This is a genomic window from Enterobacter cloacae complex sp. HYC080_NIDB, from assembly GCF_056673325.1.
The window spans coordinates 2,169,428-2,182,724 of sequence record NZ_CP114212.1 but is presented as its reverse complement, the minus strand read 5'-3'; the positions used below and the strand labels follow the sequence as shown (position 1 = coordinate 2,182,724).

Below are 13,297 nucleotides of genomic sequence, written 5' to 3'. Positions count from 1 at the left end.
TAATCCATTAATTCAGGTGGATTACACTTCATAGTGCGGCCTCGCTTTTTCCCGCGCCGGACAACCTGAGGATGACAATCATGGGAAGCAAGAAGAAAACCAGTGTCGCTGTTGATGTCGAAAAAAATGCCCCGCTGAAAACCAAAGAGTACGAAAAAGAGCTTCGTCGCCTCCACGTTGAACTGGTGAAGCTCCAGCAGTGGGTCGTCGCCAAAGGGTTAAAAGTGTGTATTGTTTTTGAAGGGCGCGATGGCGCCGGTAAAGGGGGCACCATAAAAGCGATCACCGAGCGCGTCAGCCCGCGCGTTTTCCGCGTTGTTGCCCTTCCCGCCCCCACCGAGAAAGAGAAAACCCAGCTCTATTTTCAGCGTTATGTTCCCCATCTGCCCGCTGCCGGGGAGATCGTGATATTCGACCGAAGCTGGTACAACCGCGCGGGCGTCGAGCGGGTCATGGGGTTCTGCACGCCGGAACAGGTGGAGAAGTTTCTCGACGGTACGCCGGTGATGGAAAAAGCGATGGTTGATTCCGGGATTATTCTGCTGAAGTACTGGCTCGAGGTGACACCGAAAGAGCAGGAGCGCCGTTTACGTGACCGTATTAACGACGGTCGTAAAATATGGAAGCTCTCGCCGATGGATATTAAATCGTTTAACCTGTGGGATGAATATACCGTAGCGCGCGATGCCATGTTTGCGGCAACCGATACCGCCTGGGCACCGTGGTATGTGGCCCGTTCGGAAGATAAAAAACGCGTGCGGCTGAATATTATTTCGCATCTCCTGACGCAGATCCCGTATAAAGAAATTCACGTTGAAAAGGTGGAATTACCGAAACGTAAAATTGGCAAAGTGAAACCGACGAAATACCCGTTCCGTTATGTGGAAGAGCGGTTCTAAGATTACTGGAAGACGGCTCGCAGAATGTAGATTACCAGGGGAAAAGGTATTGTTTTTTGTTGGCTGCGGTTGATAATGGCCGCACCAACAAAGGAGATACGAATGAAACACACAGTTGACCACACCCTCTCGCGAAGCATTAAACCAACAGTACCGTCGAGCCATACCTCACCAGACTCCGTTGCGCCGTGTCAGTCATCAGATGCGGATCGTTCATTCATTCACTCAATGAATGAGTTTGTGGAAAAACATGGAACTATTACTGATGATGAGTTTTTCAGGGTGCTTTAATGCTGAGACAATTTAATGTTTACCGGAATACCTCTACAGCAACCAGGGATAAGCTGCCTTACTATATGCTCATTCAGGATGATTATTATGATGATCTTGCCACGCGCGTAATTGTGCCACTTGCGAGAGTGAATAAATTACCGTTATGGCAGAGTCAGCTGGCACCAGCCGTAAATATCGATTTTGAAACGTTTCTAATTTATTCACCCATGATAACCAACCTTAACAACAATAAAATTAACCCCAAAGATTTTGTTTGTAATTTACGTAACACACGTCATGATGTTATAGCCGCAATTGATCGTTTATTAACTAATACATGACGCCAGTCGGCCAGGCATTTGTCCTGCCCGCGCAAGCGCAGCGCCGCCGGGCAAAGCCGACGGCGCAGGTCTTACTTCATCCCTTCCGTACTTTCCTGTTTCGCTTCCAGTCGTTCCACATCGCGATACCAGCGCGGGTGATGTTTCTGCGCCCAGCGACGACTCACCTTCCCTTCAATCATTCCTTTAATCGACCCCTTCACCCAGAACGCCATATACATATGGATCAAAATGGCATGGATCAGAATAATGGCTGAGGTGGCGTGGATCAGCAGCGCGTAGCGCACCACCTGAATCGGGAAATACGAGGCAAAATACGGACGCCAGATAATGACGCCCGTCACCAGCAGCACAAAAATCATGCTCATGATGGTCCAGAACATCATCTTTTGTCCGGCATTATATTTGCCTACTTTCGCCACTTTATGCTCGTTGCCCTTCAGCACTTCGACAATCCCTTTTAGCCACGGAATGTCCTGCTTATCCGGGATATTGTGATGGACGAAGCGCACGAACATAAACATCAGCACCACGAAAATCAGCACGCCGAAGAACGGGTGCAGAATGCGTCCCATCTGCGGGGTGCCGAAAGTTTCCGTCAGCCACTGGAGCGTAGGGAAGAAAAACGAGATGCCGGAGACCGCCACCAGGAAGAAGCAAATGACCACCGTCCAGTGACAGGCGCGGTCGACAAACTTCGTGCGCACGATCATTTTCGACTTACTCATGATGCTCCTCCTCGTCGTCATCCACCTCTTTATTTGGCCCGATACCAATGTAGTGATAAATCAGCCCGGCAAAGGTGGCGATAAAGCCCGCTGCAGAGAGCGGTTTGAGCGCCCCTTTCCACAGGTTGATTGAGGTGTCGATCGCCGGATCTTTCGGCAGATTGTGATACAGCTCCGGCTGGTCGTTATGGTGCAGCACGTACATAACGTGCGTACCGCCCACGCCCTGCGGGTTATAAATACCCGCCTTGTCGTAGCCGCGCGCTTTGAGTTTGTCCACCCGCGCCTGCGCCACATCAAGCATCTCTTTCTTGGTGCCGAAGTGAATCGCCCCGGTCGGACAGGTTTTCACACAGGCAGGCTCCTGCCCGACGCTCACGCGGTCCACGCACAGTGTGCATTTATAGACCCGGTTATCCTCTTTATTGAGGCGCGGAATATTAAACGGACAGCCCGCGATGCAGTACCCACAGCCGATGCAGTTGTCCTGCTGGAAGTCTACGATCCCATTGGCATACTGAATAATCGCCCCCGCGGACGGGCATGCCTTCAGACAGCCCGGATCCTCACAGTGCATGCAGCCGTCTTTACGGATTAACCACTCCAGCTTGCCGTTCTGCTCGGTCTCGCTAAAGCGCATCACCGTCCAGGATTTGGCGCTCAGATCCGCCGGATTATCGTAGACCCCGACGCAGTGCCCCACCTCGTCGCGGATATCATTCCACTCCGAACAGGCCACCTGGCAGGCTTTACAGCCCACGCAGGAAGAGACATCGATAAGCTTAGCGACTTCTGCCTTATAGTCCCGCGCACGAGGCGCGGGGGTAATCGGGTTGGTCGCGGAGCGTTTAATAATGTCTTGTGTTTCCATCGCCATTTAATCGCTCCTTACGCTTTCTCGATGTTGACCAGAAACGCTTTGTACTCCGGCGTTTGCGAGTTGGAATCGCCAACGTTTGGCGTCAGGGTATTGGCGATGTAGCCTTTCTGCGCCACCCCTTCAAAGCCCCAGTGCAGCGGAATACCGACCGTCTCCACCTGCTGACCATGAACGTTCAGGCTCTGCAGACGACGGGTCACCACCGCCACCGCACGGATAAAGCCACGCTTGCTGCTCACCTTCACGCGGTCACCGTTGGCAATCCCCTTCGCTTTCGCCAGCGTTTCGCTTATCTCCACAAACTGTTCCGGCTGGGCGATGGCGTTAAGCCGCGCGTGCTTGGTCCAGGTATGGAAATGCTCGGTCAGGCGATAGGTTGTACCCACATACGGGAATTTGTCCTTTTTGCCTAAGCGCAATTCGTCGTCTTCATAGATCCGCACAACCGGGCTGGAGACCACGTTCGGGTGCAGCGGGTTAGTGCCGAGCGGCGTTTCCATCGGCTCGTAGTGTTCCGGGAATGGCCCTTCTGCCAGCTTGTTGAGCGCAAACAGGCGACCCAGCCCTTCCGGCTGCATGATAAACGGCCCGGTGTTGCTGCCCGGCGCGGCGGTGTTGTAGTCCGGGATATCATTCCCTGCCCACTTCGAGCCGTTCCACTGGATCAGCATGCGTTTTGGATCCCACGGCTTGCCGTTCACGTCGGCGGAGGCGCGGTTATACAGCACGCGGCGGTTCAGCGGCCACGCCCAGGCCCAGCCCAGCGTATTGCCCAGCCCGGACGGGTCGGCGTTATCGCGGTTCGCCATCTGGTTACCCTGCTCCGTCCAGCTGCCGGTGTAGATCCAGCAGGAAGATGCCGTGGTACCGTCATCACGCAACAGCGCGAAGCTGTTCAGCAGCTGGCCTTTTTTCGCCACCAGGCTACCGTTGGCATCATAAATATCCGCCAGCGCAACGCCGTTGTTCTCTTTCGCCACTTCTTCTGACTCTGGACGATCCGGCTGCTTATAGTTCCAGCGCATTTTCAGCAGCGGCTCAGCGCCTTTACCGCCCTCGGTGCGATACATTTCGCGCAGACGATGGTAAATCCCGGCCAGGATCTCACCGTCATTCCGCGCTTCACCCGGCGCCTCCTGGCCTTTCCAGTGCCACTGCAGCCAGCGACCGGAGTTCGCAATGGAGCCCTCTTCTTCCGCAAAGCAGGTGGACGGCAGGCGGAACACCTCGGTCTGAATCGACGCCGGATCGACATCGTTCGCTTCACCGTGGTTCTGCCAGAAGGTCGAGGTTTCGGTCACCAGCGGGTCGATGACGACCATGTACTTCAGCTTGCTCAGGCTGCGAACGACTTTGTTCTTGTCCGGGAAGGACGCTACCGGGTTAAAGCCCTGGCAGATATACCCCGTGACGTTCCCCTTATCCATCATGTTGAAATACTTAATGACGTCGTACGCCTGGTCCCACTTCGGCAGCCACTCGAAGCCCCAGTCGTTCTCCTTCTGCGCCGCGTCGCCGTAGAAGGATTTCATCAGGCTGACGTAGAACTTCGGATAGTTGCTCCAGTAGTTCACCTGATCCGGCAGCGTCGCTTTTGGCGTGTTGGCCTCAAGATACGTTTGCAGATTTGCCTGCTTTTCCGACGGCAGCGTCAGGTAACCCGGCAGGCTGGTGGAGAGCAGGCCGAGGTCGGTGAGCCCCTGAATATTGGAGTGACCGCGCAGCGCATTCACGCCGCCCCCTGCCATCCCCATGTTGCCGAGCAGCAGCTGGATCATTGCCATGGTGCGGATGTTCTGCGCACCCACGGTGTGCTGCGTCCAGCCCAGCGCATACAGGAAGGTCGTTGTTCTGTCTGCCGCACTGGTGGAGGCCAGCACTTCGCACACTTTCAGGAAGTCCGCTTTCGGCGTACCGCAGATGTTCTCCACCACGTCCGGCGTATAGCGGGAAACATGCTGCTTCAGCAGGTTCCATACGCAGCGCGGGTGCGTCAGTGTTTCATCGCGCATCGCATAGCCGTTTTCGTCGAACTGATAGTTCCACGAGGACTTGTCGTACTGACGTTTTTCCGCGTCATAGCCGCTGAACAGCCCGTCGTCGAAGGCAAAGTCATCCCGCACCAGCAGGTTTGCGTTGGTGTAGTGCTTAACGTATTCCGCGTTAATTTTGTTGTTTTCGATCAGGTACAGCAGTACGCCGGACAGGAACGTAATGTCCGTGCCGGAGCGGATCGGCGCATAGATATCGGCCACCGAAGCCGTGCGCGTAAAGCGCGGATCGACGACGATCAGCGTCGCATCGTTGTTGTTTTTCGCTTCCATCGCCCAGCGGAATCCCACCGGATGGGCTTCAGCGGCGTTACCGCCCATTACCACCACGACGTTAGCGTTTTTGATATCAACCCAGTGGTTGGTCATCGCACCGCGACCAAATGTTGGAGCAAGACTTGCTACCGTTGGTCCGTGTCAGACGCGCGCCTGGTTATCAACCGCCAGCATGCCGAGAGAGCGCACAAATTTTTGCGTCAGCATGCCGGTTTCATTACTGGCCGCAGAGGCACATAACATACCGGTGGAAAGCCAGCGGTTGACCGTCACCCCCTCTGCATTCTTTTCAACAAAGTTGGCGTCGCGGTCGGCTTTCATCAATTTTGCAATACGGGAGAAGGCCTCATCCCAGGAAATACGCTGCCATTTGTCCGAACCTGGCGCACGGTATTCCGGATAACGCAGGCGGTTTTCGCTGTGAACGTAGTCCAGCAGACCCGCGCCTTTCGGGCATAACGCCCCACGGCTCACCGGATGATCCGGGTCCCCTTCAATATGATAAATCGCTTCTCTGGCGTTCTTCGCGCCATCACCCAGGCTGTACATCAAAAGCCCACAACCCACGGAGCAGTATGTGCAGGTGTTACGGATCTCTTTCGCGCGCAGCAGTTTATAGTTGCGAGCCTGAGCCAGCGCCATTTTAGGAGCGAATCCCAGCATAGCGGCTGTTGTTCCGGCCATACCGCCCGCGCAGATTTTAAAAAATTGTCTGCGGCTGACGTCCATTGTTGTCCTCGTGTTCAAATAAGACTTCGCGCCGCAAACTAACAGCAAAACCCCTTTTTTTTTTGCGTCAAATCAAGGTCGCGTGACTTCGCCCTCTTAATGGTCACCGCTCGCGCCTTCAAATAATCCTTTAGGGTTAAACACATGCGAGAATAATTCGCAACAGCGTCAGGATTAATGCTATATCTTTTTCCTTTAATTTTTTTAGCGATGAAGACGTAATGGACAGAAAGAGAGCAACGCTTATCGGGCTGGCAGCGATTCTGTTGTGGAGCACAATGGTGGGCCTGATTCGTAGCGTGAGTGAGGGGCTGGGACCCGTCGGCGGTGCGGCGATGATATACACCCTCAGCGGATTATTGTGTCTGGTAACGGTGGGATTTCCTGATATTAAACGCTTTTCACCCAGGTATCTTATTGCTGGCAGCGTACTTTTTGTCAGTTACGAAATTTGCCTTGCCCTGTCGTTAGGCTATGCCGCCACGCGAGCGCAGGCCATTGAAGTGGGGATGGTCAATTATCTCTGGCCGAGCCTGACGATCGTCTTTGCTATTTTGTTCAACGGACAGAAATCAACTCTGTGGGTTATCCCCGGCTTAGTCCTTGCACTGCTCGGTGTATGTTGGGTATTAGGGGGTGAGCAAGGATTACACCCTGATGAAATAATACGCAATATTGTATCGAATCCACTCAGCTATGCGCTGGCTTTTGCCGGGGCATTTATCTGGGCGGCCTACTGCACGGTAACCCGTAAATTTGCTAACGGGCAAAACGGCATTACCCTGTTTGTTTTGCTGACGGCACTGAGCCTGTGGGTGAAATATGCGCTGAGCGATCAGCCGGAAATGGTCTTCACTGTTCCGGTTGTCGTGAAACTCGTTATGTGTGGTGTGGCGCTAGGGTTAGGTTATGCCGCCTGGAATGTTGGCATTCTGCACGGTAACGTCACGGTGCTGGCCGCCGTATCCTATTTTACTCCCGTACTCTCTGCCGCGCTTGCCGCCGTGCTGCTGAGTTCCCCCCTCTCTTTCTCGTTCTGGCAAGGCGCGCTGATGGTCTGCGTCGGGTCATTGCTTTGCTGGTACGCCACCAAAAAATAATTCCGGGTCAGCTGTCGGGTAATATTCATCCCGACAGCAAAAAATTAACATAAATTTAATATTTGGGCGCGCGTTTAACTTCTGTTTATATTACCTTCTTTTCGTAAATTTGCGTCTCTTAATATTGACACAAACTGACACCGCTATGTGATTAATTGCCGTCAAATACTCACAATATTAATAGCACAAAGTGCAATAGTATGTTTCTGTGTGTTTCTGTCTAAGCAACGGAATTTCCGTGCAATTAAGGGCGCAAGGCCGCCACTTTCGGTTAAATACACTCTACCACTCCAACCAAAAGAACGGCATTACCGATAATTAACATATTTTATAACAACCCAATGAAACTATATTGACGGAAATAAACCCCACCCAAAATTGATTAAATACTCATCATTTCAGGCTATTTTTAGGCCATTTATCCGATCTCGATCACACTAAATGAAATTATTATTAATATTTTGAAACTTATTATTGAAAGAGGACTACAAGATTTTTAAAAATAACGTGCCATTGACGAGCAGCCTCGTTTAAAACTCGTTCAAAGTGGCTCAGGAAATACCTAAGAAAATTATAAGGAATATTTAAGATGAAACTTAAATTAGTTGCAGTGGCAGTGACTTCCATGTTGGCAGCAGGCGTTGTAAACGCGGCTGAAGTTTATAACAAAGACGGTAACAAGCTGGATCTGTACGGTAAAGTAACAGGTCTGCACTATTTCTCTGATGACGCTGGCAACGACGGCGACAAAACTTACGTTCGTCTGGGCTTCAAAGGTGAAACTCAGATCAACGATCAGCTGACCGGTTACGGCCAGTGGGAATATGAGTTCAAAGGCAACCGTTCTGAATCCCAGGGCACTGACGGCAGCAAAACGCGTTTGGCCTTCGCAGGTCTGAAATTCAACGAATTCGGTTCTTTCGACTACGGTCGTAACTACGGTGTTGCTTACGACATCGGCGCATGGACTGACGTTCTGCCAGAGTTCGGTGGTGATACCTGGACGCAGACTGATGGCTTTATGACTGGCCGTACGACTGGCGTTGCAACCTACCGTAACACCGACTTCTTCGGTCTGGTTGACGGTCTGAACTTCGCTGCTCAGTACCAGGGTAAAAACGATGACCGTAACATCACCGAAGCGAACGGTGACGGCTGGGGTCTTTCTTCTACCTATGAAATGGACGGCTTCGCTGTCGGTGCTAACTACGCGAAATCTGACCGTACTGACCGTCAGGTTGCTGCAGGTCGCGTAGCCAATACCGTTAACGCTGGCGGTGAAAACGCAGAAGTTTGGGCTGCTGGTCTGAAATACGATGCGAACAACATCTACCTGGCAACCACCTACTCTGAAACCCGCAACATGACCAACTTCGGTGACGGTTATATCGCGAACAGAGCTCAGAACTTCGAAGTTGTTGCTCAGTATCAGTTCGACTTCGGTCTGCGTCCATCCATCGCTTACCTGAAATCCAAAGGTAAAGATCTGGGTTCATACGGCGACCAGGATCTGGTTGAATACGTTGACGTTGGCGCGAGCTACTACTTCAACAAAAACATGTCTACCTATGTTGATTACAAAATCAACCTGGTTGACGACAACAGCTTCACCAAAGCAACTGGCGTTGCTACCGACAACATCGTTGCTGTCGGCCTGACCTACCAGTTCTAAGATTTGTCACGCTAAAAAGCCAGCCCATGTGGCTGGCTTTTTTTATACGGATTTCTGGCGTCAAAAAGGAGAACGCCATGCACCTGTTCAAAGGACGCTGCTTATGCGGAATGAGTCAGTTCAGCGTGAGCCTCAACCATTTTGATGTATATGCCTGTCACTGTACGCAATGCCAGAAGTGGTCAGGCGGCATTGCCATGTATCTTGAGACGCAGGGCGAGCCCCTTGTGGAGCAAGATTCCATTGCTCCGTCTCATTTCGCCTCATCCGCACGCGGAGAACGCTGGTTTTGTCCAGGCTGCGGCTGCCCGCTGTGGTTCAAACTGACCGCAACGGCGCGCTATTTTATTCCCTGGACGCTGCTTGAGATGAGCGAAGATGAACGACGCCGGCTGGTACTTGCAGCAGAAATCTATACTGAAACCCAACCCGCGTTTTTTGGCCTGACCGGGCAATACGCACGCTATAGCGGTTCAGAAATTGAAGCACGAGATGAACACTGCCTGCTAACGCCCTAAACTGCTGCCCGGCCAGCCTGCGCACCAGGCTTGTCTACTGCTTTGGCACCTTCGCCAGGCTAAACCACATTCCTGCCGCCAGCAGCAACAGCATGACCCCCGCACTCCCCAGCGCCACGCTGTGGGAGGTAATAAACGCACTTTTCGCCGCCTCCGTCACCGAAACCGCCAGTGCTGGCGTGAGATCCTGCGCCACCTTCATCGCCTCGCCGATGGATGAAGAGGCTTTGTCGACGAGAGACGCATTCAGCCCCTGCGGCAAATCAATCGACGCAGAGAAACTGCGGGTCAGCAGCAGACCAAAGATAGCGATCCCAAGCCCGGCCCCCAGTTCATAAGACATAGTTTCAATCGCCCCGGCAGCGGCGGCCTTTTCTTTCGGCGCGGCGGCCATGATTGCAGAGGTCGAGGCCAGCAGCGCGCTGGCGGCGCTGAAGCCCAACAGCACCATCAGGCTCCACGCCTGCCACTGCTGCGTGCTGAAATCAAGCATCGAGAGGCCAATGAAACTGACCGCGCTGAGCCCCATGCCACCCGCAGCGACAATGCGTAGCCCCAGACGCCCCACCAGTACTCCGGCGATCGGCCCGCTAAACCCGCTCGCCACCATGACCGGAAGCATAAACATGCCGGCTTCGAATGGCGTAAAGCCGTGAACGAATTGCAATTCCTGCGCCATCAGCAGCTCAAAGCCCACCAGCGCGATCATCGCCGTCATCGCCATCACCACACCGCTGAGAATGATGCGGTGACAAAACAGGCGCATGTCGATCATTGGCACGCGGGCGCGCAGTTGAATACGCACGAAAATCAACAGCATCACAGCCCCGGTAAGCAACGTACAGGCTACCAGCCACGGCGACAGCACGCCTTTCAACGCGGTTTTGGCGCTGTAGACCAGCAGCAGGATCGCCACAATCAGCACGATGGCATGGCTGATATTCAGCGGCTGCTCAGGACGCCCCTGTTGACGGGGTACAAAACGCGCGGCCAGCGACACCACCACCAGCACGATCGGGACGTTGATCAAAAACACCGATCCCCAGTAGAAATGCTCAAGCAGGATACCGCCAATCAGCGGACCAAATGCCGCCCCACCTGAACCCACGGCCGCCCAGACGCCAAGCGCGATATTACGATCCCGCGCGTCGGTAAACAGCGTGCGGATCCCGGCCAGCGTGGCCGGAATGATCATCGCCGCGCCGATTGCCAGCGAGGCGCGCGCCGCAATCAGCCACCCGGCTGACGGCGCAAAGGCTGCCGCCAGGGACGACACCCCGAACAGCATGCTGCCGATCATTAACAATCGTTTAAACCCCATGCGGTCACCGAGTGCGCCCATCGGCAGCACCATACCCGCCATCACCAGCGAGTAGATGTCGATAATCCACAGTAATTCGTTACCGCTGGCGCCCAGCGTCATGCTCAATGTCGGCGCCGCCACGTGCAGCACCGTCGCGTCGATCGCGACCGGGATATAAACCAGCACGATAATCACTAACGCTAACCACTGACGAAACATAAATTTCCTTTTCATTTTAAACATGGACACATGTCCAGAATGCGATCCTACCTAAAGTTGAACGAGTGTCCAGCTTTTTGTTACACTCGTTTCATTCCCATTGAGAGTGAGTAAACATGCGATATCTGAGCAAGGATGAACGGCGGGAAGCAATCTTACAGGCCGCCATGCGCGTGGCGCTCGCCGAGGGGCTGGCGGCGATGACGGTGCGGCGCATTGCGACTGAAGCGGGCGTCGCTACCGGGCAGGTGCATCACCACTTTGCCTCCGGCGGTGAGTTGAAATCGCTGGCATTCGTTCGCCTGATCCGCGAGCTATTAGATGCCGACGTAGCGGATGAGCGTGCCACCTGGCGGGAGCGGTTGCACAGCATGCTCGGCAGCGACGACGGTAAGTTTGAGCCTTATATCCGACTGTGGCGGGAAGCGCAAATTCTCGCCAGCCGGGATCCCGAGATCAAAGCGGCTTATGTCCTGACCATGGAGATGTGGCATCACGAGACGGTGGTTATTATCCGTGCCGGGGCGGAAGCAAGGGCATTCACACTCACCGATCGGGCGGAAAATATTGCCTGGCGTTTGATAGGGCTGGTTTGCGGCCTGGATGGGATCACCGTATTAAATATGCCTGAAATGGACGATGCGGCGCTAAATAAACATCTCGACAAACTTATCACGCTGGAATTGTTTTAATACTCCTTCCGGAGTATTAATTCCCGCAACACTTACAATTGGTAACATATTAAGCGCTCCGCAATTTCCATTCTCACCTCAGGGGCGCGCTTTTTTATCTATCCTTTCAGATGTATCCCAAAACATCCAATAAATCCAACAGCAAATTCTCACTCATCTTTTTGTTTTTACTTCTTTTTTCTTTCCATTAAGGTAAGCAAGAGGGCGCTATGTCGCAACAAAGTGAAAAGAATAATCCGCATCTGTTGAGTAACTGGAAACCTGAAAACGCGCAATTCTGGGAGAATATAGGAAAACATATCGCACGAAGAAATCTATGGATTTCTGTGGCTTGCCTGCTATTAGCGTTTTGCGTCTGGATGTTATTTAGCGCCATCGCCGTCAACCTGAATAAAGTCGGATTTAATTTCACCACCGATCAGCTTTTTATGCTAACAGCATTACCTTCTCTCTCCGGTGCGATATTGCGCGTCCCCTACTCATTTATGGTACCGATATTCGGTGGGCGTTACTGGACGGTATTGAGTACCGTCATCCTGATTATCCCCTGCGTGTGGCTGGGAATTGCCATTCAAAACCCCGCGACGCCGTACTGGATCTTTATCATCATCGCCCTGCTCTGCGGTTTTGCTGGCGCTAACTTCGCATCGAGCATGGGCAACATCAGCTTTTTCTTCCCGAAATCCAGACAGGGCAGCGCGCTGGGCATCAACGGCGGGCTGGGCAACCTGGGCGTCAGCGTGATGCAGCTGGTTGCGCCGCTGGTCATTTTCCTCCCGATGTTCACCTTCCTCGGGGTGCACGGCGTGCCACAGGAGGATAGCTCGACGATGTGGCTGGCAAACGCGGCCTGGATCTGGGCCCCCCTCCTGCTGCTGGCAACCATTGCGGCGTTTTTTGGCATGAACGATATTGCCAGCTCAAAGGCCTCCATCGCCAGCCAGCTTCCGGTCCTGAAACGCTTTCACCTCTGGCTGCTAAGCCTGCTCTATCTGGCGACCTTCGGCTCGTTTATCGGTTTCTCGGCGGGCTTTGCCATGCTGTCGAAAACCCAGTTTCCGGACGTGAACATCCTGCACCTTGCCTTCTTTGGTCCCCTGATCGGCGCGCTGGCCCGCTCGGCGGGCGGGATGATCTCCGACAAACTGGGCGGCGTGCGGGTGACGCTGATCAACTTCGTCTTTATGGCGATTTTTAGCGCCCTGATTTTCCTGACGCTTCCGGGCTCCGGTTCAGGCAGTTTCTTCGCCTTCTATCTGGTGTTTATGGGGCTGTTCCTCACTGCCGGGCTGGGCAGCGGCTCCACCTTCCAGATGATTGCGATTATTTTCCGCCAAATTACCCTCGACCGCGTCAAAAAGCAGGGCGGCACGGACGAGCAGGCGCAGCATGAAGCGGTGACCGAAACAGCGGCCGCGCTGGGCTTTATCTCTGCCATCGGCGCCGTGGGCGGCTTCTTCATTCCCAAAGCGTTTGGCACCTCGCTGGCGATGACCGGATCGCCGGTCGGGGCCATGAAAGTGTTCCTCGTGTTTTACATCGTCTGTGTCCTTGTCACCTGGCTGGTGTACGGCCGCAAATCGTCACAAAAATAATAACGACCTCTTTGCCGGAGC

The 13,297-nt window shown here is 53.6% G+C and carries 11 protein-coding genes; 7 read left to right on the top strand and 4 right to left on the bottom strand.

From position 1 onward, the window contains the following. The first annotated feature begins 80 nt into the window (after positions 1–80). Both ppk2 and O1723_RS10325 read left to right on the top strand, forming a co-directional pair. Complete coding sequence (gene ppk2 / locus O1723_RS10330) at positions 81–899, top strand: polyphosphate kinase 2 (protein WP_023337334.1); 819 nt, start codon at positions 81–83, stop codon at positions 897–899. 290 nt (positions 900–1,189) lie between these two features. Next, positions 1,190–1,513 carry a CcdB family protein gene (locus tag O1723_RS10325; protein ID WP_023337335.1) on the top strand — a complete coding sequence of 108 codons (324 nt, stop codon included), beginning with the start codon at positions 1,190–1,192 and terminating at the stop codon, positions 1,511–1,513. Between the two features lie 71 nt (positions 1,514–1,584). Here O1723_RS10325 and fdnI read toward each other — a convergent pair whose 3' ends face one another. From fdnI to fdnG, 3 genes are read right to left on the bottom strand one after another with little or no spacing between them, the layout of a single operon-like run. Beyond that, positions 1,585–2,241 carry a formate dehydrogenase-N subunit gamma gene (gene fdnI, locus O1723_RS10320; protein ID WP_014883910.1) on the bottom strand — a complete coding sequence of 219 codons (657 nt, stop codon included), beginning with the start codon at positions 2,239–2,241 and terminating at the stop codon, positions 1,585–1,587. Next, positions 2,234–3,118 carry a formate dehydrogenase subunit beta gene (gene fdxH, locus O1723_RS10315; RefSeq protein WP_023330472.1) on the bottom strand — a complete coding sequence of 295 codons (885 nt, stop codon included), beginning with the start codon at positions 3,116–3,118 and terminating at the stop codon, positions 2,234–2,236. The genes fdnI and fdxH overlap by 8 nt, the downstream gene beginning before the upstream one ends. Before the next feature lie 11 nt (positions 3,119–3,129). Continuing rightward, positions 3,130–6,177 carry a formate dehydrogenase-N subunit alpha gene (gene fdnG, locus O1723_RS10310; protein ID WP_100126844.1) on the bottom strand — a complete coding sequence of 1,016 codons (3,048 nt, stop codon included), beginning with the start codon at positions 6,175–6,177 and terminating at the stop codon, positions 3,130–3,132. 221 nt (positions 6,178–6,398) lie between these two features. On the opposite strand from fdnG, the gene yddG reads away from it, so the two are divergent. From yddG to O1723_RS10295, 3 genes are all read left to right on the top strand, one after another. After that, positions 6,399–7,277: an aromatic amino acid DMT transporter YddG gene (yddG, locus tag O1723_RS10305; protein ID WP_023337338.1), complete on the top strand. Its 879-nt coding sequence runs from the start codon at positions 6,399–6,401 to the stop codon at positions 7,275–7,277. 589 nt (positions 7,278–7,866) lie between these two features. Next, complete coding sequence (gene ompC / locus O1723_RS10300) at positions 7,867–8,949, top strand: porin OmpC (protein ID WP_248191046.1); 1,083 nt, start codon at positions 7,867–7,869, stop codon at positions 8,947–8,949. Between the two features lie 77 nt (positions 8,950–9,026). Then, positions 9,027–9,467, top strand: coding sequence for a GFA family protein (locus O1723_RS10295; protein ID WP_014883916.1), 441 nt, complete (start codon positions 9,027–9,029; stop codon positions 9,465–9,467). 34 nt (positions 9,468–9,501) lie between these two features. On the opposite strand, the gene O1723_RS10290 is transcribed toward O1723_RS10295, so the two are convergent. Then, positions 9,502–10,989, bottom strand: a complete 1,488-nt coding sequence (locus O1723_RS10290) for an MFS transporter (protein WP_023337339.1) — start codon at positions 10,987–10,989, stop codon at positions 9,502–9,504. Positions 10,990–11,105: 116 nt separating this feature from the next. Between O1723_RS10290 and O1723_RS10285 the strand changes: the two genes are divergently transcribed. Then, positions 11,106–11,681: a TetR family transcriptional regulator gene (locus tag O1723_RS10285; RefSeq protein WP_014883918.1), complete on the top strand. Its 576-nt coding sequence runs from the start codon at positions 11,106–11,108 to the stop codon at positions 11,679–11,681. 209 nt (positions 11,682–11,890) lie between these two features. Beyond that, positions 11,891–13,276: a NarK family nitrate/nitrite MFS transporter gene (locus O1723_RS10280; RefSeq protein ID WP_248191043.1), complete on the top strand. Its 1,386-nt coding sequence runs from the start codon at positions 11,891–11,893 to the stop codon at positions 13,274–13,276. The last annotated feature ends 21 nt before the right edge of the window (positions 13,277–13,297 follow it).